Annotated in this window: 21 protein-coding genes; 14 read left to right on the top strand and 7 right to left on the bottom strand. The window is 33.4% G+C overall.

The features are described from left to right. The first annotated feature begins 65 nt into the window (after window positions 1-65). A complete protein-coding gene (locus EYY60_RS17420; protein WP_132990579.1) occupies window positions 66-512 on the top strand; it encodes a very short patch repair endonuclease in 447 nt (148 codons plus the stop codon). Between the two features lie 100 nt (window positions 513-612). Continuing rightward, window positions 613-927 carry an HPF/RaiA family ribosome-associated protein gene (locus tag EYY60_RS17415; protein ID WP_132990578.1) on the top strand — a complete coding sequence of 105 codons (315 nt, stop codon included), beginning with the start codon at window positions 613-615 and terminating at the stop codon, window positions 925-927. Window positions 928-1024: 97 nt separating this feature from the next. Here EYY60_RS17415 and EYY60_RS17410 read toward each other — a convergent pair whose 3' ends face one another. Beyond that, window positions 1025-1684 carry a hypothetical protein gene (locus EYY60_RS17410; protein ID WP_132990577.1) on the bottom strand — a complete coding sequence of 220 codons (660 nt, stop codon included), beginning with the start codon at window positions 1682-1684 and terminating at the stop codon, window positions 1025-1027. Between the two features lie 188 nt (window positions 1685-1872). Between EYY60_RS17410 and EYY60_RS17405 the strand changes: the two genes are divergently transcribed. The 5 genes from EYY60_RS17405 to EYY60_RS17385 all read left to right on the top strand — a co-directional run bounded on the left by EYY60_RS17405 (window position 1873) and on the right by EYY60_RS17385 (window position 6244). Next, window positions 1873-2361, top strand: a complete 489-nt coding sequence (locus EYY60_RS17405; RefSeq protein WP_132990576.1) for a nuclear transport factor 2 family protein — start codon at window positions 1873-1875, stop codon at window positions 2359-2361. A gap of 262 nt (window positions 2362-2623) precedes the next feature. After that, the gene (locus tag EYY60_RS17400) at window positions 2624-4006 is read left to right on the top strand and encodes an ammonium transporter (RefSeq protein ID WP_132990575.1); all 1383 of its coding nucleotides are present in this window, start codon (window positions 2624-2626) and stop codon (window positions 4004-4006) included. 395 nt (window positions 4007-4401) lie between these two features. Next, window positions 4402-5079, top strand: a complete 678-nt coding sequence (gene trmB / locus EYY60_RS17395; protein WP_073408106.1) for a tRNA (guanosine(46)-N7)-methyltransferase TrmB — start codon at window positions 4402-4404, stop codon at window positions 5077-5079. Between the two features lie 43 nt (window positions 5080-5122). After that, on the top strand, window positions 5123-5761 hold the full coding sequence (locus EYY60_RS17390; protein ID WP_132990574.1) for a LysE family transporter: 639 nt from the start codon (window positions 5123-5125) through the stop codon (window positions 5759-5761). 153 nt (window positions 5762-5914) lie between these two features. Further along, window positions 5915-6244 carry an MGMT family protein gene (locus EYY60_RS17385; protein WP_132990573.1) on the top strand — a complete coding sequence of 110 codons (330 nt, stop codon included), beginning with the start codon at window positions 5915-5917 and terminating at the stop codon, window positions 6242-6244. Between the two features lie 267 nt (window positions 6245-6511). Here the strand turns inward: EYY60_RS17385 and EYY60_RS17380 are convergent, their stop codons facing one another. Both EYY60_RS17380 and EYY60_RS17375 read right to left on the bottom strand, forming a co-directional pair. After that, window positions 6512-7837, bottom strand: coding sequence for a sensor histidine kinase (locus EYY60_RS17380; RefSeq protein WP_132990572.1), 1326 nt, complete (start codon window positions 7835-7837; stop codon window positions 6512-6514). Between the two features lie 158 nt (window positions 7838-7995). Further along, the gene (locus tag EYY60_RS17375) at window positions 7996-9351 is read right to left on the bottom strand and encodes a sigma-54-dependent transcriptional regulator (protein WP_132990571.1); all 1356 of its coding nucleotides are present in this window, start codon (window positions 9349-9351) and stop codon (window positions 7996-7998) included. Window positions 9352-9508: 157 nt separating this feature from the next. Between EYY60_RS17375 and EYY60_RS17370 the strand changes: the two genes are divergently transcribed. The 7 genes from EYY60_RS17370 (at window position 9509) to EYY60_RS17340 (ending at window position 16987) form a co-directional block, all read left to right on the top strand. Next, complete coding sequence (locus tag EYY60_RS17370; RefSeq protein ID WP_132990570.1) at window positions 9509-10756, top strand: efflux RND transporter periplasmic adaptor subunit; 1248 nt, start codon at window positions 9509-9511, stop codon at window positions 10754-10756. Between the two features lie 144 nt (window positions 10757-10900). Beyond that, a complete protein-coding gene (locus EYY60_RS17365; protein WP_026727034.1) occupies window positions 10901-11608 on the top strand; it encodes an ABC transporter ATP-binding protein in 708 nt (235 codons plus the stop codon). 126 nt (window positions 11609-11734) lie between these two features. Next, the gene (locus tag EYY60_RS17360) at window positions 11735-14167 is read left to right on the top strand and encodes an ABC transporter permease (protein WP_132990569.1); all 2433 of its coding nucleotides are present in this window, start codon (window positions 11735-11737) and stop codon (window positions 14165-14167) included. Window positions 14168-14467: 300 nt separating this feature from the next. Further along, a complete protein-coding gene (locus EYY60_RS17355) occupies window positions 14468-15595 on the top strand; it encodes an Mrp/NBP35 family ATP-binding protein (protein WP_132990568.1) in 1128 nt (375 codons plus the stop codon). 81 nt (window positions 15596-15676) lie between these two features. Next, window positions 15677-15916, top strand: a complete 240-nt coding sequence (locus EYY60_RS17350) for a NifU family protein (protein WP_026727037.1) — start codon at window positions 15677-15679, stop codon at window positions 15914-15916. A gap of 213 nt (window positions 15917-16129) precedes the next feature. Continuing rightward, window positions 16130-16612, top strand: a complete 483-nt coding sequence (locus tag EYY60_RS17345) for a hypothetical protein (RefSeq protein WP_132990567.1) — start codon at window positions 16130-16132, stop codon at window positions 16610-16612. Window positions 16613-16669: 57 nt separating this feature from the next. Further along, the gene (locus EYY60_RS17340) at window positions 16670-16987 is read left to right on the top strand and encodes a 2Fe-2S iron-sulfur cluster-binding family protein (RefSeq protein WP_047777672.1); all 318 of its coding nucleotides are present in this window, start codon (window positions 16670-16672) and stop codon (window positions 16985-16987) included. A gap of 46 nt (window positions 16988-17033) precedes the next feature. On the opposite strand, the gene EYY60_RS17335 is transcribed toward EYY60_RS17340, so the two are convergent. The 4 genes from EYY60_RS17335 to EYY60_RS17320 all read right to left on the bottom strand — a co-directional run bounded on the left by EYY60_RS17335 (window position 17034) and on the right by EYY60_RS17320 (window position 21972). After that, the gene (locus EYY60_RS17335) at window positions 17034-17714 is read right to left on the bottom strand and encodes a DUF6058 family natural product biosynthesis protein (RefSeq protein WP_132990566.1); all 681 of its coding nucleotides are present in this window, start codon (window positions 17712-17714) and stop codon (window positions 17034-17036) included. Between the two features lie 178 nt (window positions 17715-17892). Continuing rightward, window positions 17893-18882 carry an aspartate-semialdehyde dehydrogenase gene (locus EYY60_RS17330; RefSeq protein WP_132990565.1) on the bottom strand — a complete coding sequence of 330 codons (990 nt, stop codon included), beginning with the start codon at window positions 18880-18882 and terminating at the stop codon, window positions 17893-17895. A 175-nt stretch (window positions 18883-19057) separates the two neighbouring features. Beyond that, window positions 19058-19432: a large conductance mechanosensitive channel protein MscL gene (gene mscL, locus EYY60_RS17325; protein ID WP_132990564.1), complete on the bottom strand. Its 375-nt coding sequence runs from the start codon at window positions 19430-19432 to the stop codon at window positions 19058-19060. A gap of 68 nt (window positions 19433-19500) precedes the next feature. After that, on the bottom strand, window positions 19501-21972 hold the full coding sequence (locus EYY60_RS17320) for a bifunctional UDP-N-acetylmuramoyl-tripeptide:D-alanyl-D-alanine ligase/alanine racemase (RefSeq protein WP_132990563.1): 2472 nt from the start codon (window positions 21970-21972) through the stop codon (window positions 19501-19503). Between the last annotated feature and the right edge of the window lie 85 nt (window positions 21973-22057).

Below are 22057 nucleotides of genomic sequence, written 5' to 3'. Positions count from 1 at the left end.
ATCAACCTATTACCAATTAAATACCACTAATTATTAAATTTCAAACCTTTAATAATTAAATTTCCATGGACTGTTTTACGCCAGAACAACGTTCCAAAGTCATGAGCATGATTCGTGGCACGAATACCAAAGATGAAGTTCGTTTGGCTAAAGCGTTATGGCATATAGGTTTGAGATATCGGAAAAACAACAAGAAAGTTTTTGGTTGTCCAGATTTGACTTTTACTTCTTTAAAAATTGCCATTTTTGTGGACGGCGAATTCTTTCACGGTAAAGATTGGGAAACCAAGAAAAAACCAAAAACCAATTCAGAATATTGGGTCAAAAAAATCGAGCGAAATATGCAACGAGATCTCGAAGTTAATGCATATTTAGAATCTCAAAACTGGAAAGTTTTACGTTTTTGGAGCAATGATATCAAGAAAAATCTAGGTTCTTGTATGGTCGAAATTCTGAATGTAGTTAATTTAAGGACAAAACAATTAGCAAAGATTCCGCCTTCTTGGGAATAATAAAAAACTAAACAAAATTTTCATAATCTTTCCTTAACTCTCTTGTCTTTTTCGGTCAAAAAAGATAGCTTTGAGAGACAATCATAAAATTTAAACCATTATGAAGATTCAAATCAACACCGACAAAAACATTGAGGGACACGCGAGATTAGAAAGCTACTTTTCTGCAGAATTAGAAAAAGGTTTAACCCGTTTTGAAGACAAAATTACCCGCATTGAAGTTCACTTTGGGGATGAAAATGGAGAAAAATTTGGTTTGCACGACAAAAAATGCTTAATCGAAGTACGTCCGCAAAAATTACAACCTATTACTGTTACAGAACACGCCGAAACATTAGAAAAAGCTTTTAGCGGTGCTTTAAGCAAAATCAAAAAATCACTAACAACAACCTTCGAAAAACAAAAAGCTTTTTAAATCTCAAAATATATAAAAAGTGACAAAGGCACAAAGGTGCAAAGTAACAAAGGGGGAAAACTTTGAACCTTTGTCGCTTTGCACCTTTGTTACTTTTTTAAGATTTCGGCAAAGGAGCTCCAACTGCAATATCGCATCTATGTCCTGCTTGTCCGTGTGGCGGGTTCATTCCTTCGGCAACTGTTTGTGTTGTTTCTGTGCTTAATAAAGCCGGAGTTGGATTATTTGCTGGTGGCGTTACGGTAAACGATTGTGAAGCCGTTCCGCTTTGCGCTGTATTTGTTGCAGCAGGTTTTGCTACTGGTGAGTTTAATGGCGCTCCAACAGGAATATCACATCTATGATTTGGCTGTCCGTGTGGTGGATTCATTCCTTTTGCTACTTTTACAGGAGCAGTTGTTGTAGTTACCACATTCTTCTGATTCGGATTTACCTGAACCATTTGCGGTTGCGCTACAACTTGGCCTTGTTGTGGCGGCGCAGAATTCAATGGCGCACCAACGGCAATATCACAACGATGCCCTGGCTGTCCATGAGCAGGATTTAATCCTTTTGTTTCTCCTAAAACTGTATTTGGGTTTGCTGTTTGAGTTTGTACAACTGGTGTTGTTGTTGCGGTTTTTGCAGTATCTTTTGCAAGTCCTAATCGAACCAATTCTGATGTTGCCGTGTTTTCTTGAGGCTCTAATTCCTTTTTACAAGAAATAAAAAGCAAAGACGAAAGAGCCAGCGAACTTATAAAGATTTTCGGATTCATAATGTGGTATTTTTAAAGCTCTCAAATATAAAAATTTTAAACCATATAAGTAATGTAAGACAATTTAAGTTTTGCCGTAAATTACTTTGACTTTTGAATTTGCAAAGACAAAAAATCCAAAGTTTTTTCACACAGATTTTACACTTGTTCAAAATCATTCTTACCTTTAAAGTCAAATACTATTAATCATGAAAAAAACTATTCTACTCCTTTTATTCGTTGCTTCTTTTGCAAATGCTCAAACCGACAAAGACAAAATCAATCAAACTTTAGATACTTGGCACAAAGCTGCCGCCGATGTCAAATTTGAACCCTATTTTGCTCTAATGGCTGACGATGCAATTTTCATTGGGACAGACGCTACCGAAAATTGGACCAAAAAGGATTTCAAAATCTGGGCAAAACCACATTTCGATAAAGGAAAAACTTGGAATTTTACCGCTTTAGAACGTCACATATTTTTTGACAAAACAGGAACTATCGCTTGGTTTGATGAATTACTGAATACGCAAATGAAAATTTGTCGTGGTTCTGGCGTTTTGGTTAAAATTGGAAAAGAATGGAAAATCCAACATTATGTGCTGTCCATGACGATTCCGAATGATGAAGTCGATGCTGTAACTAAAATAAAAGCGCCTATTGAAGATGCTTTGATTGCGAAGCTTCAAAAAAAATAAACATTTTTCAGTTTTATTCTTATAATCCTAACTTTTAGAAGGCTTTACAAAACATATTATCAAAATAATTATAGCAAAATTGACAATATTAGCGTAAATTTAGAAGTCGAAAATCAAATACTCTCAAAAAACCAATCCATAAATTACAAAATCAGCTAAAATAAATATCGTACCACTATTTTAACAGCCCTCTAAATCAAAATATTTAATTTTTTTTAACTTTGACCCCAAAAAAAATAGGGTTCCATTAAGTATTTGAAAAATGAAAATAGAAAAACGCTGGATCATTTCCTTTCTTATGATAAGCATTGTTTGCATCACAGGTGCATTTTGGCCAACAATGACTGAAAACAGCTATGTATTATCTGAATTTGGCACAACAGATCACATCGTTCCAGCCGATGTTGCTTGGATGCTTACTTCTTCTTGTCTGGTTTTAATCATGACGCCTGGATTATCTTTCTTTTACGGCGGAATGGTCGGCAAGAAAAATGTGATTTCAACCATGCTTCAAAGTTTTATTTGTCTAGGCGTTGTGACACTTTTATGGGTTGTGGTTGCTTTTAGTTTGGCTTTTGGAGAACCGGTCGGTTTTGGTTCTGGCGATCATTTTTATAGTTTCTTCGGAAACCCAACCACTTTTGCATTTATGGATTATGTAGGCGTTTTGCCTCATAAACAATTGGCCAGCACGATTCCGTTTATGCTTTTTGCTTTGTTTCAAATGAAATTTGCCATTATTGCGCCGGCAATTATCACAGGTTCATTTGCTGAGCGTGTTCGTTTTATCTCTTATTTGATTTTCATCAGCTTATTTACCGTTTTTATATACGCTCCTTTATGTCACGCCGTTTGGTATCCAACTGGAGTTTTAGGAAGTTATTTTGGTGTTAAAGATTTTGCTGGAGGAACTGTAGTTCATATGAGTTCTGGTTTCGCAGCTTTGGCCGGAGTTATTGTTTTAGGAAAAAGAAAAAACAACCAGCATATTCCAACAAACATTCCATTTGTATTATTAGGAACTGGAATGCTTTGGTTTGGGTGGTTTGGTTTCAACGCTGGATCTGCGCTTGCTGCCAACGGAACTGCCGCTATGGCTTTTGCGACCACCACAACTTCATCTGCTGCCGCAATGTTGACTTGGATTTTCTTTGACCGAATGAACGGAAGAAAAGTTTCGGCACTTGGCGCTTGTATTGGAGCAGTAGTTGGCCTTGTTGCTATTACGCCTGCTGCCGGATTTGTGTCTGTTCCAGAAAGTATGTTTTTCGGATTTGTAACAGCTTTGGTTTCTAACACTGCTGTAAACTGCAAATACTCAAAAAAATTCGACGATACGCTTGACGTTTTCGCTTGTCACGGTGTTGGAGGAATTATGGGAATGATTTTAACTGCGATTTTTGCTCACGGCGAAGACGCAAGTTTACTTCACGGCGGATGGAATGTTTTCGGACATCACATGATGGCATTAGTGTTAGTTTCAATTTTCACTTTCTTCGGAGCTTATTTCTTGTTTAAAGTAACCAACTTTATTATTCCGCTAAGAGTTTCAGAAGAATCAGAACATATTGGTCTGGATTTATCACAGCATGATGAAACTTTAGATCCAAAATCAAAACCAATTACAGAACCGCATTACGGTTAAAAATATTTTTTTTTCCGCCACGAATTCACGAATTATTTTTAAAATAAAATTCGTGAATTTGTGGCGGAAACATTTTAAACATATAGTCCCTACGGGACATTTTTTATTTATATACATTGTTTTCTACCGATATTTTATTCCTAACGGAATAACTATAAAAATACTTCTTAACTCAGATAAATCTCGTAAAGATTAAACATTGGTAAAAACAAATAATGCACTATCTTGATCTTGTCCCGTAGGGACTATATAAATATGCTTTAAAAAAATCTTTTTAATCTGTGACCCGAGCGATAGCGAAAAGGCGAAGCAAATCTGTAGCGAAAAACATTTAAACCTACTTACAGCATTTCATTCGTTTATATTCCTTAATTTTGCGGAAAATTTTTGTAAAAGTGGGAAGTAAAAATAAACTTAAGAGATTCAGAGAAAACGAAACATTTCAAAATGTTTTTCAACCAACCAGAGAGGAAGTTGTAGGCGATTTAATGCCTTTGAAAGGAAAATGGAATTCTGATTTCTTTAAAAATGATAATCCATTAGTTTTAGAATTAGGATGTGGAAAAGGTGAATATTCTGTTGGACTAGCTGAAAAATATCCTAACAAAAATTTTATCGGAATTGATATTAAAGGCGCTCGTTTCTGGAGAGGCGCTAAAACTGCTGTTGAAAACGGACTTCATAATGTTGCTTTCGTTCGTACTCAAATCGAATTGATCAATCATATTTTTGCTGAAGGCGAAGTAGATGAAATCTGGATTACTTTTCCAGATCCACAAATCAAATACAAGAGAACAAAACACAGAATGACGAATTCTGAGTTCTTGAAATTATACAAAAAAATCCTGAAAAAAGACGGTGTCGTAAACTTAAAAACCGACAGCGAATTTATGCACGGGTATACGCTTGGATTGCTTCATGGCGAAGGACATGAAGTACTTTATGCCAACCATAATGTTTACAAAAACGAAGGAAGTCCAGAAGTCGTAACTTCAATTCAGACATTTTACGAAAAACAATATTTAGAAATTAACAAGGCAATTACGTATATTCGTTTCAAAATTAAGGACTAACCTTGATTTTGAAACCTTTATTTTAACCGATTTTAATTACTAAATGACTTACCTTACACCATTACTTTCAGGTTTTATTGCCGCTGCAATTGGGACTATTCCTCCGGGATTGCTCAATATGACCGCAGCCAAAATAAAAATGAAAGAGGGAAAAAAGAATGCTTTGTCATTTGTAATCGGTGCTGTTTTTGTTATTTTTTTCCAAGCTTTTGTTGCTGTATTATTTGCTCGTGTTATAGATAATCGTCCAGATGTTGTAACGCTTTTACGCGAAGTTGGTTTTGTCATTTTTTCGATCTTAACCATTTACTTTTTATTTTTTGCAAAAGACCCTGTAGCAAAGAAAAAAACGAAAATCAAAAAGAGCAGCAAAAAAAGCCGTTTCTTTCTTGGAATGCTCCTTTCTGGATTGAATTTTTTCCCAATTCCGTATTACGTTGTTGTAAGTGTTACATTAGCTTCGTACAATCTTTTTGTATTCGAAAACACAATTATTTTGACTTTTGTATTAGGCTCAGTCCTTGGTGCTTTTGGAATTTTATACAGCTATATTGCTTTCTTCGGAAGAATAGAAAAGAAAACCGATTACTTTATGCGCAACATGAATACGATTATCGGAAGTATTACCGGATTAGTCGCTGTTGCAACACTTTTCAATATTCTGAATTATTATTTCGGATAAAAAAATTACTTGTAATATTTCACGCAGATTCACCAGATTTTAGCCGATCTAAATGGATTTTTTATTTAATTTTAATCTGCTAAAATCTGCTGAATCTGCGTGAAACCATTTTTTTTTAAAATCATTTTAATCTTATAATCTGTGGCAAAACCTATGGCTGAGGAAAATTTTTTTGAAAGAGTTTATGCAGTTGCCAGACAAATTCCGTTTGGGAAAGTGACTTCTTATGGCGCAATTGCAAAAGCTTTAGGAACCGCACGCTCTGCCCGAATGGTTGGATGGGCAATGAATGCCTGTCATAACATGGATGATGTTCCCGCGCACAGAGTCGTTAACCGAAAAGGTCTTTTGACCGGCAAACATCATTTTGACGGAACCAATTTAATGCAGCAACTTTTAGAAAACGAAGGCGTTAAAGTTATAGATAATCAAATCGTTGACTTCGAAAAACACTTTTGGCAACCTGAAATTTCCACCATATAAGTGATATAAGTCCATTCTTACTTTGTTCTTTTAATCTCGCAAAGCTTCTTCTTTAAAGTTTTCTTTATACAACAAAACAAACACAATCTTGTCATCCCGAGGAGGGAGGGATCACACTAGAAACTCCGTAACGTGAATAGACAATCTTTGTCGAGTCTCGCGTGTGATCCCTCCTTCCTCGGGATGACAAAAATGCGTGCAATACTTTTGACTTTCATTTTTGATAAAGCATAAAATGAACTTATATAACTTATATGTTTCATTTTTTTAAATCAAGCAAATCACAAAACTTGTTTTATCTTCATCGGTTTGATAGCTTAAGTAACCGCCGTGTGCTTCGATTATGTTTTTAGAAAGTGTTAGGCCAATTCCGGCGCCATCTTTTCTGGTGGTGAAAAATGGAAGAAAAACCTTGTCTTGAATTTCAGAAGGAATCCCTTTTCCATTATCAGAAATGGAGATGAAAAAACGGTTGTTTTCTGTATAACTTGAGACAAACATTTTCTTCTCTGTCTTCTCTTTTAATGCATAAATACTGTTAGTAATCAAATTAATAATTACTTGTTCCATTTGGTTTTTATCGATCAAAATAGAACGCGAACTATGAATATCATTAATCAATTCGATATTTTCAGATTTCAAAATCGGACTCATCACTTTAAGACAATCGTCAAAAAGTTCTTTTATTGGTGTCATTACTTTTGTTGGCGTTGGCAACATGGCCAATTTGCGGTAATTTTCGACAAAAACCTGCAAATGATCGCTTCGATTTATAATCGTAGAAATACTGCTTTTTATATCATCAAAATCATCTTCTTCTAGTTTTTCCTGATCGACAATGTGAAGTAAATTCTGCGAAAGCGCACGAATTGGCGTTAAGGAATTCATCAATTCATGCGAAATAATTTTCATCAAATTGATCCAAGCTTCTTTCTCTTTTTTCTCTATAACGCGCTGAATACTATCTAATAAAATGATAAAATATTCTTTGTTATAACTTTGAGTTCTTGAAGTTTGAAGCATAAAAGTCTGCAAATCCTGTTCTTCAATTTTTATCGAAATTGCCGATTTTAATTCACTGAATTCTGTTTTCTCAATTTCTAAACAAAGCGCGGGAAGATAATTTTTAAGGTATTTCCAATGGCTCACTTTTGGCACTTTGAACATATCCGAAAAACAATCGTTCATCAAAAAAATATTCCAGTCGTCGTTTTCTTTTTCCAAAATCAAAGCGGCGCTGTCAATATTATTCAAAAGTGAACGATAAATCAATTCTTTTGATGTTTGTTCTTGTTGTTGCACTTTCAATGTTTCATACAAAAGATACAAACTCTCAAAATTGTCTTTTCTATTCTCTTCGGGAAAATTCGTTGTGAAATCATTTTTCAAGATCGAAAGCAACGTTCTATCATAAAACTGCAATTGATTTTTGACATAGAAATACATTTCGGCCAGCATTATAAAAACAAAAACGCCAACCAAAATTGCGTTATAATAAAACATTTTATAAATCAGAAAAACGCAGAAGAAAAAGAGAATCATCACAAACAAAACTCTCACAAACAAAGCGTTATAAAATTTCCAGTTTTTCATTGTATTTATTTTTTTTATGCTGGTGAAAATCTAACCGCAAAGGTCGCAAGAATTTTACGCAAGGAACGCTACATATAGCTTTGCGAACTTAATAAAGCAATTACAAACACTACAAAAAATTACTTTTCGTGCTTTGCGGTTAAATTAATGCTTTTACCTTAATTTTTTAGATCGTATTTCTCAATTCTTCTATACAAGGCCGCTCTTGACAACCCTAATTCTTCAGCAGTTTTTGAGATATTTCCATGATGTTTAAAAAGTGCTTTTTCGATCGCTGTTTTTTCCAATTCAGATAATGGGTTTTCATCGTTTTCGTGAATTTCTTCAAAATCTAAAATATCCAGATCATGAACAGAAATCGTGTTATTATCAGCCAAAATCAAGGCGCGTTCAATCTTGTTTTCCATTTCCCGAACATTTCCTTTCCACGGATATTTTTCTAAATATGGTGCCGCATTTTCTTCAAAACGCCATCCCGAAGTTTCGGGACTATGATTGTATTTTTCGGCAATTTGCTCCAAAACAAAATTTGCCATCGGAACAATGTCTTCTTTTCGTTCGCGTAAGGGAGGCAAATTAATTTCCATCGTATTAATTCGGTACAACAAATCTTCACGAAAAGCTTTATTCTTTACTTCGGTTTTAATATCATTATTAGTTGCCGAAATAATTCGAACATTCAAAGGTCTTGCTTTGCTTTCGCCCAAACGTGTCACTGTCTTTGTCTGTAAAACGTGCAATAATTTCGATTGTAAATGAAGCGGAATATTACCTATTTCATCCAAGAAAATAGTTCCGTTTTGTGCATTTTCAAATCGTCCTGGAGTATCGGTTTTAGCATCGGTAAACGCGCCTTTTACGTATCCAAAAAGTTCACTTTCGAATAAATTATCGCTCAAAGAACCTAAATCAACATGCACAAAAGGCTCGTTTTTTCTTTCTGAATTTTGATGAATAAACTCAGCAAAAACATATTTTCCGGTTCCATTTTCGCCTAAAATCAAAACATTAGCATCGGTTTTTGCCACTCTTTCGGCAATTGAATACGCTTGTTTTATTTTTTGAGAAGTTCCAACAAAATATCTTTTTTCAACTTTTTCAACAATTGGCTTTTTACTATTTTTTCGGCTTTCGGCGACAGCCTTATCAATTATTTCGAGCAATTTTTCGTTATTCCAAGGTTTCAAAACATAATCAAAAGCACCCATTTTAATCCCTTCGACTGCGGTATCGATTTTCCCAAAAGCTGTCATTAAAATCACAATGGTATTGGGAGAAAGTGTTTTGATTTCTTTTAGCCAATGAATTCCTTCGCGCCCATCTTCAAAACCAATTCGGTAATTCATATCGAGCAAAACCACATTTATTTCATTTTCATTCAAAATTGAAATAATTTGCTTCGGACTGCTGGTGGTAAAAATGGTTTCAAAATATTTTTTCAGAATCATTTTTGCCGAAAAAAGAATTTCTTCCTGATCGTCAACAATTAATATTTGAGCTTGTTTTTTTCTCATGTTGATTTTTTTGTCCGATTTTGAACGGTCAACTGTTCATTATCGAACACTACTTTTTTTAAGTGGTTTTTAAAGCTTCTTTAAAATCAATACTTTACAAATAATAAATTTTATGGCACAGTATTTACCTATTGATTATCAGTAAAATATTAAAAAAATGGACAAGGTAATTCCTCGTAAAAATAGAAAATTTAGATATCTCACAATAGCAATTGGAGTTTTTTTAGCCTTGGGCGCAATCATCTTTTTTTCTTTTAATACCAAAAGAAGCTTGAATGTAAAAGCCGAAGAAATTTCAGTTCAAAAAGTTGAAAAAGCTTTTTTTGAAGATTTTGTGGTTTTTCAAGCAAAAGTCGAACCTTTGAACGTGATGCTTGTAAACGTTACAGAAGGAGGATCTGTAAAAGAGATTTTTGTTGAAAATGGCGCAATGGTTACCAAAGGACAATCACTTGCTCGTTTATACAACCCAAATACAGAGCTGAATTACTTGACTCAAGAAACTGCAATTATTGAGCAAATCAATAATTTGAATACCGGAAAACTGAACATCAGAAATCAAGAATTGAATTTGAACAAAGATTTAGTTTTGATTGAACACGATTATAATGATGCAAAAAGATTGTACGACATGAATTCGAAACTGTATGATAAAGATGTGATTTCGAAAAATGACTGGAACACTTTTAAAGAAAGCCTGCGTTTTCAGGAAGAACGAAAAAGAACGATTCAACAAAGTATTCAGAAAGAAAAACAATCCAATCAAGTTCAGATTTCTCAAATCAACCGCTCGATTCAGACAATGGAAAAAAGTTTGGATATTTTGAGAAACAATAAAAAGAATTTCTTGATCACTGCTCCAGAATCTGGCCGATTGACATCATTTGAAGCGGTCTTAGGACAAAATTTTCAGGCAGGTCAAAGCATAGGGAAAATCGATTCAAAACGCGGTTACAAACTCGCTGCCGATGTTGATGAATTTTATTTGGAGAAAGTACGCGAAGGTTTAAAAGGTCAAGTAGAATTTAAAGGAGAAAACCTTGAAGTTATTGTGACCAAAGTAATTCCGGAAGTTAAAAACGGACATTTCACAGTAGAATTGGCTTTTACATCAAAAGAAAATATTGTGTTGCAAGACGGACTTAGTTTTGGAGTAAAACTAATTTTATCTGAAAGAAATAAAATATTGGTTCTGCCAAAAGGAAGCTTCAATCAAGAAACTGCAGGAAAATGGATTTTTGTGGTAAAAGGAAATAAAGCCGAAAGAAGAAATATAAAACTAGGAAGAGAAAACCCTTCGTATTATGAAGTTCTTGAAGGATTAAAAGAAGGCGAATCTGTAGTTACTTCATCGTATACAGATTACAAGGACATTGAAGAACTTTCTATTAGTAGTGGTCAGTGATCAGGTATTTAGTAGTCAGTTTTCAGTCACAGTTTACAGTTTTTCAATTCACAATTCACAATTCACAATTAATAATTCACAATTATAAAAGTTTCAATCATCAATCAAAAAACGTAATTAACAACATTAACACCTTTACAAAAAATGATAACAATTCAAAATTTAACCAAAGTTTTTAGAACAGAAGAAGTAGAAACATCAGCATTGAGCGGTATTTCTTTAGAAATTAAAAAAGGGGACTTTTTAACTATCATGGGGCCGTCAGGTTGTGGAAAATCGACTTTATTAAACATCATCGGGCTTTTAGACAGCGCTACTGATGGAAGTTATAAATTATTAGACCAAGAAATGATTGGTCTTAAAGAAAAAGGAAGAGCGCAGGTTCGCAAGGAAAATATCGGATTCATTTTTCAGAATTTCAATTTGATCGACGAGCTTTCTGTTTACGATAATATTGAATTGCCTTTGCTTTACAACAATGTAAAAGCATCAGAAAGAAAACAAAAAATTGAAGCTATTGCTGAGAAACTAAATATTTCGCACCGTTTGAAACATTTCCCGCAACAGCTTTCGGGAGGTCAGCAACAAAGAGTTGCCGTTGCAAGAGCTTTGGTAAATGATCCAAAAATCATTCTTGCCGATGAGCCAACAGGAAACTTAGACAGTAAAAACGGTAACGAAGTAATGGAACTTTTAACCGATTTGCACGCAAAAGGCGCAACAATTTTGATGGTAACCCACTCTGATTATGATGCTTCGTTCTCACAAAGAACCATTCATATGAAAGACGGTGTGATATTCTCTGAAAAATTAAACCAGAGAAATGTAGATGTTTTTATGGACGCTAAATAAGGAAATGATGGTAAAATTTATCGTAGCAGCAATCGTAATTCTGGTAGAATTTGTCTGCAAAATATGGGCTTTGATTTAAAAAACTAATCGGGTTATAAAACCTAAATAACTACAAAACATACCACCATGATTTTTAACTGGTTTAAAATATTTATATATCATTTAAAGCAAAGCAAATTGTTTTCGTTTTTAAATGTTTTAGGATTAAGCATTGGGATTGCCAGCGTAATCTTTGCGATTTTATATTGGAATAATGAACATTCATACGACCAATGGAATCCAAACAAAGAAAATGCTTATATGGTACTGAATAAAATTGGTGCAACAGGCGATACTTGGGGATCAAACTCGATTCCGTTTGGAGAAACCTGCAAAGCGACAATTCCAGAAATCGAAAAAATATGTTTTTTCAACACTTGGTATGACGAAGATATTATCAAATATCAAGGTCAAAAATTAATGGCCAAAAAGATTACCGTAAGCGATGAAAGTTTCTTTGATTTTTTCCCTTTTGAAATTTTGAACGGAGCTAAAACCAATATCTTAAAAGAAAAAAACAGCGTTGCAATTTCCGAAGATCAAGCAAAATTGATTTTTAAGAACGAAGACCCAATTGGCAAATCGATCACTTATGGCACAAATGCCTATACTGTAAAATCAGTTTATCGCATTACTAAACCTTCATCAATGGAGCCAAATTATGTTTTTAGCGGTGTAAAACGCGAAAACGACATTAACAGCTGGGGAAATTTCAATTACGGTTTATTGGTAAAAATCAAAAAAGATGCTGATCCTGTTGCTGTTTTAAAGAAAATGCAAAACGTAAATTATGTAAACCGAACTTTAAAAGATGCTAAAGAAAATGGCCAAACTCCAGAACAATATGTAAAAGAAAATGGCGAAATCACTGTTATTTTAGACCAATTGCAAATGTCACGTTTGCACGGAACAAAAAGTTCAGCAGGACAAAACTTCCCAGAAGGTGTTGGGAATTTAAAACTGCTTTACATCATGGCTGGTTTATCTATTTTGATTTTGGTTTTATCATTGGTAAACTACATCAATCTAGCGACTGCATCGGCAATCAAACGTGCTAAAGAAGTTGGTGTGCGCAAGATTGTGGGTGCTACCAAAAACCAGATTATCACTCAATTTATATTTGAAACAGCCATAATTGTTGTACTTGCCATAGTGTTTGCACTTGCAATAGTAGAACTTTCGTTGCCGTATTATAATACATTTTTGAAGAAGACTTTAACCATGAATGGGAGCGAATTTTACCTGCAACTTATTATGATTTTTGGATTAGTAATCATTCTTGCAGGTATTTTCCCAGCCATTTACATTTCAAATTTCGAGACTTTAAAAGTATTGAAAGGTAATTTTTCAAGAAGCAAAAGCGGAATTTGGATTCGTAACTCGATGCTTATTTTTCAATTCGGAATTGCGGCGTTTTTTATCATTGGCGCTTTGATTGTCAATTCGCAGGTAAATTATATGATGAACAAAGATCTTGGCTTTAGTGGCGATCAAGTAATTTCGATTCCGTACAACAAACCAGACAGACAAAAAAGAACACAACAATATGGCGTTGATAAACCCGAAATCAAAAAAATTCCTGGAGTTGTTGATGTTTCTACTTTTGCAGGAAGTTTTGGAGGCAGTACAAATTCTAGCTCTGGATTCACACATAATGGCATTTTCGTGCAACCTCGAAATGTAGAAATGGATTTTGGCTTTCTTGAAATGATGAAAATCAAAATCGTTGAAGGTCGTGATTTATCTCCAAAATTTGCTTCAGACACCGTAAGCAGCATGCTTATTAATGAAACATTGGCTAAAACTTTAAATTTAAAAAACCCAATAAACACAATAATTACCTCGGGTTGGTCTAAAAACGACAGCGGTAATTTGAAATTCAAAATTGTGGGCGTTGTAAAAGATTTTCACATTACGGGTTTACAAAATAAAGTTCCTCCAATGGTTTTTGTAAACATCAAAACTTTGGGATGGAACAACTTCAACAACGTTTTTGTAAAGGTTTCTCCAAATAATTTGACTGAAACATTAGAAAAATTAAAAACATATTGGGCAAAAAATGTAAATCCAGATTATCCTTTCGAATATGAATTTGTTAATAAGGGATTTGCAAGAACATATCAAGAACAAATCAAGCAAAAGAACTTGTTTTTCATCTTAAATTTAGTTGTAATCATAATTGCTGTATTCGGATTATTCGCTTTGGCATCATTTTCGATGGAGAGAAGATTGAAAGAAATTGCAATCAGAAAAACCTTAGGTGCAGAAACTGATATTTTGTTGAAAGAATTATCAAAACAATATATCTTGTTCTGTTTGCTTGGATTTGGAATCGGAATTGTTCCAGCTTATATTTTATTACAAAAATGGCTTGAAGATTATGCATTCAGAATAAACATTTCGACTTTGCCATTTTCAATCGCATTAGTTTCATTACTGTTTTTTACTTTGCTGATTGTCTTGACAAAAGCCTATCAAGTAACTAAAATTGATGTTTTGAAATATTTAAAATACGAATAACTTGTAGACCATTTTTTTTAGGAAACCCGCCAAATCAGAATCTTGGCGGGTTTCTTTTTTTCAATTTTAAGCTTAAATTTTACTTTTCTTTAGTCAAAAAATTACTTCTTTTTGTTTCTTCATTTTAAAATCGCTTAAAAAAAATACAACATCATCATTTTGAATAATTTCAATATCAATAAATACGATTCAAAAAAAGTAAGAATCCGAACTTAATCTGTTATCTTTGCACTCTGAAACAAGTTTAAATAAATATAGTATCTAAACAAGTTTCATCAATAGAAAACAATTACATTAAAAATGAAATTAGATAGAAAAGAAATCCTTAAGGCTCTAGAAACTATCACTATAGCAGGAGAAGGTAAAAATATGGTGGAAAGCGGCGCCGTTGCCAACGTTATTACATTTGGCGATGAAGTTGTAGTAGATTTAGTACTTCACACTCCAGCAATGCACATCAAAAAAAGAGCAGAAGACGATGTTAAAAAAACAATCCATGACTTAATCTCTGCTGATGCAAAAATCAAAGTAAATATTAAAGTTGAAGTTCCTGAAAAAGTCGAAATCAAAGGTCGTGCTATTCCAGGAATCAAAAATATTATTGCCGTTGCTTCTGGAAAAGGAGGAGTTGGAAAATCAACTGTTACTGCAAACCTTGCTGTAACTCTTGCAAAAATGGGATTCAAAGTTGGTATTTTAGATGCTGATATCTACGGACCTTCGATGCCTATTATGTTTGATGTTGAAAACGAAAAACCAATTTCGACTACAGTTGACGGAAAATCAAAAATGAAACCAATTGAAAGTTATGAAATCAAAATACTTTCTATTGGATTTTTTACAGCACCAAGCCAAGCTGTAATCTGGAGAGGTCCAATGGCCGCAAAAGCGTTAAATCAAATGCTTTTTGATGCAGATTGGGGAGAACTTGATTTCATGCTTTTAGATTTGCCTCCAGGAACAGGAGACATTCACCTTTCGATCATGCAATCGCTTCCAATAACTGGTGCGGTTGTAGTAAGTACGCCTCAAGCTGTTGCACTTGCTGACGCTAAAAAAGGAGTAGCAATGTTCATGCAAGACAATATCAATGTTCCGGTTTTAGGAATTGTTGAAAACATGGCATACTTTACACCAGAAGAATTACCAAACAACAAATATTATATTTTTGGACAAGAAGGAGCAAAAAATCTTGCTGCCGACCTAGATGTTCCATTTTTAGGTGAAGTTCCAATCGTACAATCTATTCGTGAAGCAGGAGATTACGGTCGTCCAGCAGCTTTGCAAACAGCTTCAGTAATCGAATCTGTTTTTGAAGAAATCACTCGAAATGTTGTACAAGAAACTGTAAACAGAAACGAAAGCTTGCCAGCAACTGAAGCCATTAAAATTACAACGATGGCTGGATGCTCTGCAGTGAAAAAATAATTAGATAATGAGATAATGTGCCAATTAGATAATGAATTAAATTTTCTAATTGACACATTTTCTAATTGACACATTAATATTATGACAACAGAAGAATTAACAAATAACGTTTTATTGGCTTTAGATGAAATAAGGCCTTTTTTGAAATCTGATGGAGGTGATATCACGCTAATTTCTATCGATGAGGATAAGCATGTCAAAGTTCGTCTTGAAGGCGCTTGTATTAGCTGCAGCGTTAATCAAATGACTTTGAAAGCAGGCGTTGAAACTACTATAAAAAAATATGCACCACAAATTGAAACTGTGGTGAACATAATGTAGCAAATCAAAATTTGCAATCATTTATGATTTTTGATTATTAACAAGAATAATATTTCTTTTGAATGTTTTTCTTTTATTTTTCAATGAAAATGTTCAAAATCATATCAAATATTGCGAATTCGACAAAAAACAATATAAAGATTTAAGAGTTTTAGTTGCGTTGTTTTTACTAATTTAACTTATTTTTGTAAAATAACCCTAAATCTTAAATTTATGAAACACTATTACACTTTATTCTTATTGTTGTTTTTTGTATCTGTAAATTATGCTCAGCAAGCACAAACTCTAATTGTTGACAAGGCTTGGGTAAGTGAATCTGAAGAATGGTCAGATTTTAAGTTTTCAGGTCAGATTGTATTTAATACGAATACATCAAATGAAGAGGGAAGTTTGAGAATTGGCAATTATGATTTTTTATATGATTTTGCCGAAGGAAAAGCAAAATTTGCCAACAAAGCAACATACAGCACAGCTGAATTTGCACATCCTAGAAAAGTTTCTGTTACAACAGATAAGCAAGGAGTTGTAAATTCAACTTACGAAGGAACATTAATCTTTCAAGGCGATAGAGATTATTATTCTGTAATTGCAGTTGTAACATTGCTTGAAAAAGGTGGCAATATGCTGGGTGTAAAAATGCATCTTAAAGAGAACACTCAAAAAGAATATGCATTCAGCCTAAAACCAACAAGTTAAATTGAACCAGGATTTTTTCACGTTATAAAATCCTAAATTAAAATTCCCATAATTAAAATGGACGTATTAATAAAGATTAAAGATCGAGAAGGAGTTATTCATGAATTACAGGCTCCTACTGATATGGCAATGAACATAATGGAATTATGCAAAGCATATGAACTTCCTGTTGAAGGAACTTGTGGCGGAATGGCGATGTGCGCTTCTTGCCAATGTTATGTTCTGAATGATGTTGCCTTGCCAGAAATGGGAGATGAAGAAGAAGCCATGCTTTCAGAAGCATTTTATGTGAAATCAAATAGCCGTTTAGGATGCCAGATTCCAATCACAACTGATTTGGAAGGACTGGAATTAGAATTGGCTCCAGAATATTAATATCAAAAAAGGCGAGAATTTAGATTCTCGCCTTTTTAATTATATTTTAATCATATTTCTTAATCAAATCATCTAGAGAAAACTCTCTCAGCAACTTATCCAAATATTTTCCTCTACTACTTAATTCTCGCTGATACGGCGCAAAGTTACTTGTTGATTTATTTAGTTCGTCATTTAGTTCTTTTAAAAGTATTTTCTCTTCATTCCTCAATATTGAAGACTTCTGCTCAATAAAATTTAAAATTCTTTTGATCACAATTTCTTTTTCAATTACAGCATTCTCATTATTATTTAAAGTACAGATTCCATAAACTCCTTTACAGAAATAATCCCATTCTTCATCAAATATTTTATCTGCTTTTTTAAGATCTATTTCATCATTTTCATTAAGTATATTTCCGTAAGCAAATTCTTTGTAATCATGATTTTTTAAATTGAATAGCAACTTTTCTTTGAACTCTCCTCTTAGTTTTTCATACGTTTCTGTTTGATTATTATGGATCAGATCTATTATGTTTTTTGCAAAGTATTGCTTTGAAACAATAATCTTGAAGCTGTCATTTAAAGGTGAAGTTATTGTTATTTCAGAATCTATATTATATGAAGCATTTGGAATAAGCTTATCATCAATAAGTTGCTTTAATTTTTCTGAAGAAATATTTGTTGCTTTAATTATTTCTTCCCATTCAATATAATGATCTTCTATGTAGTTAAGGTTTTTATCCATTATTTTTCTAATTGATATGATGTCAAAAATACAAGGATTTAATATTAAAAATAGACCAAATAGATAATTAAAAATATCAAAATAAGATTTTAATTTGAACAGCTTTAAATCAAAAAAGCCGTAATAACATCACTGCAATTACGGCTTTTTCTTTATAACAATTTAATTTAATCTCGGCTTAAACCAAACCAGCTTGAATTAAATATTCAGCAATTTGGATTGTGTTTGTTGCTGCACCTTTTCTTAAGTTATCAGCAACGATCCACATGTTTAATGTGTTTGGTTGGCTTTCGTCACGACGGATTCTTCCAACAAAAACATCATTTTTACCTTCAGCATATAATGGCATTGGGTAAGTGAATGTATCTAAATTATCCTGCACCACTACTCCATCAGTATGGTGTAGAATTTCACGAACTTCGTTCACATCAAAATCATTTGTAAACTCAACGTTTACTGCCTCACTGTGCCCGCCAACAACCGGTACACGAACTGCGGTAGCTGTAACTCTGATCGTATTATCACCAAGGATTTTTTGAGTTTCGCGAACTAATTTCATTTCTTCTTTAGTGTATCCGTTTTCTTCAAAGCTATCGCAATGAGGAATCGCATTTCTGTGAATTGGATATTTGTAAGCCATATCACCTTGAATTCCTGCGTACTCGTTTTCTAATTGTTTTACCGCTTTTACACCAGTTCCTGTGATTGATTGGTAAGTCGAAACAATAATTCTTTTAACGTTGTATTTTCTATGCAAAGGCGCCAAAGCCAATACCATTTGAATAGTAGAGCAGTTTGGGTTTGCAATAATTTTATCTTCTTTAGTTAAAACTGAAGCATTGATCTCTGGAACTACTAATTTTTTAGTCGGATCCATTCTCCATGCTGATGAGTTGTCGATAACAGTTGTTCCAGCAGCCGCAAATTTTGGAGCCCATTCTAATGAAGTATCTCCTCCAGCAGAAAAAACTGCGATGTCAGCTTTCATATCTACAGCAGTCTGCAAACCAACAACTTTATATTTTGTTCCTTTATATTCAATTTCTTTTCCTACTGATCTTTCAGAAGCAACAGGAATTAATTCTGTAACAGGAAAATTTCTTTCTGCTAAAACTTTAAGCATTACTTCGCCAACCATTCCGGTAGCACCTACAACTGCAATTCTCATTTTTATATTTTTAAATAATTCTATAATCAAATTTGTATGGCAAAAATAAGTATAATAAAAGTCTCCGCAAGGCGATTCACAAAAAATAACAAAATGTTATAAAATAAACAATTTGTAAAAAAACCACCTCTTTAGAAGGTGGTTAAATTAGACTTAGTGTAGCGGTATTATATTTTTATTTATTTTTTAATAAATCTCTAATTTGAGTAAGCAATTCTTCTTGCGTTGGGCCAGCTGGTGGAGCTGGAGCTTCTTCTTTTTTAAGTTTGTTTACTCCTTTAATAACCAAGAATAAAACAAAAGCAACAATAATAAAGTTAATTACTGCCGACAGAAAGAGACCATATTTTACACCGCCAAAAGCGGTAAGATCTTGAATTTTTTCTAAATGCGCAGCTTCTAAAGCCGGTTTTAATACTAGTGGTGTAATTACATCTTCAATAAATGAACTTACAATTTTACCAAATGCCGCTCCAATAATTACTGCAACAGCAAGATCAACCACGTTGCCTTTTATTGCAAATGCCTTAAATTCTGAAAAAAATCCCATATCGTATCTATTTACATTTATAATTAGTGAATACCGAAAATACGCAATTTTCTTGAAAGTTCTTAAAATTATCTGAAAAATACCCGTTTCACGCGCTGGGAAATACTGGTCATAATCTCGTACGGAATTGTTTTTAAAGCTTCGGCCATTTCAATAACAGTTGGGCTTTCACCAAAAATAATAACTGAATCACCTTCTTTACAATCGATATGGCTGACATCAACCATCAGCATATCCATGCAGACACTTCCGACAATATTGGCTTTTTGATTTTTAATCGTTACAAAACCAACTTCATTTCCCCATAATCTTGAAATTCCGTCAGCATAACCTATTGGAATTGTGGCGATTTTGGTTTCTTTTTCGGCCATAAAACGGCGTCCGTAGCCAACGCTATCACCACTTGGAATAGTTCGGATTTGTGAAATAATCGATTTTAGTGTTCCAACATTTTCCAAATATTTTTGTTCCGATGAATCATTAGAAACTCCGTACAAACCAATTCCTAAACGTACCATATTATATTGTGCATCCGGGAAATTGCTGATTCCCGAAGTATTCAGAATATGACGAATCGGATTTATATTTAATTCTGACATTAATTTAGAAGATAATTTTTCGAACAAACCGATTTGCTTTTCGACAAACTCAAAATGTTTTGGATCATCACTTGTTGCCAAATGCGACAAAATACTTTGAACCCGAACGGTTGAATTGTTTTTCAAAGTCTGAATCAATTCGTCGATTGTATTTTCTTCAAAACCTAAACGATGCATTCCTGTATCCATTTTGATATGAATCGGGAAATCTTTTAAATTCTTTTCTTTGGCAATTTTCAAAAAGGCATTTAATCCTTTTAAACTATAAATTTCTGGTTCTAATTTATATTGAATTATCGACGGAAAACTTGTAGATTCTGGATTCAAAACCATAATTGGCAATTTGATTCCACCATTTTTCAGGGAAATTCCTTCATCGGCGAAAGCCACACCTAAATAATCTACTTTATGATGTTCCAGTAATTTGGCTATTTCCAAACCTCCGTTTCCGTAACCAAACGCTTTTACCATCACCATGATTTTGACATCATCGGCAAGTTTTGATTTGTAATAATTCAAATTATGACTAATAGAATCGAGATTGATTTCGAGAACCGTTTCATGCGTTTTTTCTTCAAGAAGCGAAACAATTTCTTCAAACTGAAAAGATCTTGCACCTTTAATTAAAATAGTCTCATTATGGAAATTCAAACTTTCAAATGCTTCAATAAATGATGCTGTATCCTGAAATGCAATACAATTTGAAAACTTATCTTTAAAAGAAGAAATCGTTGGGCCAATGCCAATTACGCGATTGATTTTATTAGCTGAAACCAATTGCGAAACTTTCGAATACAATTCTTCATTCGAAAATCCGCTTTGAAAAATATCTGAAAGAATTACTGTTTTTGTGGCGTTCTTTTTTTGCTGGCTTTCCAGGAAATCCAAAGCTATTTTAAGCGACTGAAAATCGGAACTGTAACTGTCATCGATTATACTGCAATTGTTGATTCCGTTTTTGACCTCAAGACGCATTTGAACCGGATACAGCATTTGCACACGGTTTTGAATGGTTTTGGAATCATATTTAAAATAAAGCAAAACCAATAAACATGAAATCGCATTTTCAACTGAAGCCGAATCATTAAACGGAATTTCTAAATCGGAAACTTTATTTTCATATTGATATTGAATGATTGTTGATTCATTTTTAGTTTCTTTTTTCAGAATAAAAACATCGGCAGAATTATCACTAAAACTCCATGAAAAAAATGTTCTATCCTGAATTGGATTTTCTGCGGAAAAAGCAACAAGGCATTTATCAACAAGTTCGTTTTTTTGATAAATAATGACATTGGTTTTTTTGAAAAGCAAAAGCTTCTCTTTTATTTTTTGCTCCAAATCCTCAAAGCCTTCATCGTGCGCAGAACCAATGCTTGTTAAAACACCAATATTAGGTTTGATAATTTTTTCAAGTTTTTCCATTTCATTTACTGTCGAAATGCCAGCTTCAAAAATTCCCAAATTGTGTTTTTCGTTTATTGCAATAACAGATAATGGAACACCAACTTGAGAATTATAACTTTTTGGACTTCGGATGATGTTATAATCCGGGCTTAACAGGAAATTAAGCCATTCTTTTACGATTGTTTTTCCGTTGCTTCCAGTTAAACCAATGATAGGAAAATCAAATAAATCTCTGTAGTAACTGGCAAATTGCTGTAAAGCGCTTAAAGTGTTTTTTACGACTAAAAAATTAGCTTTTCCTTTTACATTTTCAGGAACATATTGAACAGCAAAATTTTGAACTCCTTTTTCAATAAGTTCTTCAATATACAAATGAGCATCATTGTTTATGCCCGACAACGCAATAAACAAAGTTTTAGATCCATTTTGAAGTGAACGGCTATCAATTGAAATATGATCGATAAAAACATCCGAATTTGAGCCAATCCATTCGGCATCAAGAACCGGGATAAGGCTTTTAAGATTTATGCTCATTTAGAAATTCTTTTTGTCAAATTTAAAAAAAGGTTTGCCACGAATTACACGAATTTCCACGAATTATAACTTAATTTTTAGCTTG

Source organism: Flavobacterium zhairuonense (genome assembly GCF_004352915.1).
GTDB classification, from domain to species: domain Bacteria; phylum Bacteroidota; class Bacteroidia; order Flavobacteriales; family Flavobacteriaceae; genus Flavobacterium; species Flavobacterium zhairuonense.
This window is presented reverse-complemented; position numbering and strand designations above follow the sequence as displayed.

Excerpts from the sequence above, each read along its gene's own strand:
- EYY60_RS17340 (WP_047777672.1), top strand. The coding sequence starts at position 16,670 with ATGGACGTATTAATAAAGATTAAAGATCGAGAAGGAGTTATTCATGAA.
- EYY60_RS17330 (WP_132990565.1), bottom strand. The coding sequence starts at position 18,882 with ATGAGAATTGCAGTTGTAGGTGCTACCGGAATGGTTGGCGAAGTAATG.
- EYY60_RS17345 (WP_132990567.1), top strand. The coding sequence starts at position 16,130 with ATGAAACACTATTACACTTTATTCTTATTGTTGTTTTTTGTATCTGTA.
- EYY60_RS17375 (WP_132990571.1), bottom strand. The coding sequence starts at position 9,351 with ATGAGAAAAAAACAAGCTCAAATATTAATTGTTGACGATCAGGAAGAA.
- EYY60_RS17365 (WP_026727034.1), top strand. The coding sequence starts at position 10,901 with ATGATAACAATTCAAAATTTAACCAAAGTTTTTAGAACAGAAGAAGTA.
- mscL (WP_132990564.1), bottom strand. The coding sequence starts at position 19,432 with ATGGGATTTTTTTCAGAATTTAAGGCATTTGCAATAAAAGGCAACGTG.
- EYY60_RS17370 (WP_132990570.1), top strand. The coding sequence starts at position 9,509 with ATGGACAAGGTAATTCCTCGTAAAAATAGAAAATTTAGATATCTCACA.
- EYY60_RS17390 (WP_132990574.1), top strand. The coding sequence starts at position 5,123 with ATGACTTACCTTACACCATTACTTTCAGGTTTTATTGCCGCTGCAATT.
- EYY60_RS17405 (WP_132990576.1), top strand. The coding sequence starts at position 1,873 with ATGAAAAAAACTATTCTACTCCTTTTATTCGTTGCTTCTTTTGCAAAT.
- EYY60_RS17380 (WP_132990572.1), bottom strand. The coding sequence starts at position 7,837 with ATGAAAAACTGGAAATTTTATAACGCTTTGTTTGTGAGAGTTTTGTTT.
- EYY60_RS17355 (WP_132990568.1), top strand. The coding sequence starts at position 14,468 with ATGAAATTAGATAGAAAAGAAATCCTTAAGGCTCTAGAAACTATCACT.
- EYY60_RS17360 (WP_132990569.1), top strand. The coding sequence starts at position 11,735 with ATGATTTTTAACTGGTTTAAAATATTTATATATCATTTAAAGCAAAGC.
- EYY60_RS17415 (WP_132990578.1), top strand. The coding sequence starts at position 613 with ATGAAGATTCAAATCAACACCGACAAAAACATTGAGGGACACGCGAGA.
- EYY60_RS17410 (WP_132990577.1), bottom strand. The coding sequence starts at position 1,684 with ATGAATCCGAAAATCTTTATAAGTTCGCTGGCTCTTTCGTCTTTGCTT.
- EYY60_RS17385 (WP_132990573.1), top strand. The coding sequence starts at position 5,915 with ATGGCTGAGGAAAATTTTTTTGAAAGAGTTTATGCAGTTGCCAGACAA.
- EYY60_RS17400 (WP_132990575.1), top strand. The coding sequence starts at position 2,624 with ATGAAAATAGAAAAACGCTGGATCATTTCCTTTCTTATGATAAGCATT.
- EYY60_RS17320 (WP_132990563.1), bottom strand. The coding sequence starts at position 21,972 with ATGAGCATAAATCTTAAAAGCCTTATCCCGGTTCTTGATGCCGAATGG.
- EYY60_RS17335 (WP_132990566.1), bottom strand. The coding sequence starts at position 17,714 with ATGGATAAAAACCTTAACTACATAGAAGATCATTATATTGAATGGGAA.
- EYY60_RS17420 (WP_132990579.1), top strand. The coding sequence starts at position 66 with ATGGACTGTTTTACGCCAGAACAACGTTCCAAAGTCATGAGCATGATT.
- EYY60_RS17350 (WP_026727037.1), top strand. The coding sequence starts at position 15,677 with ATGACAACAGAAGAATTAACAAATAACGTTTTATTGGCTTTAGATGAA.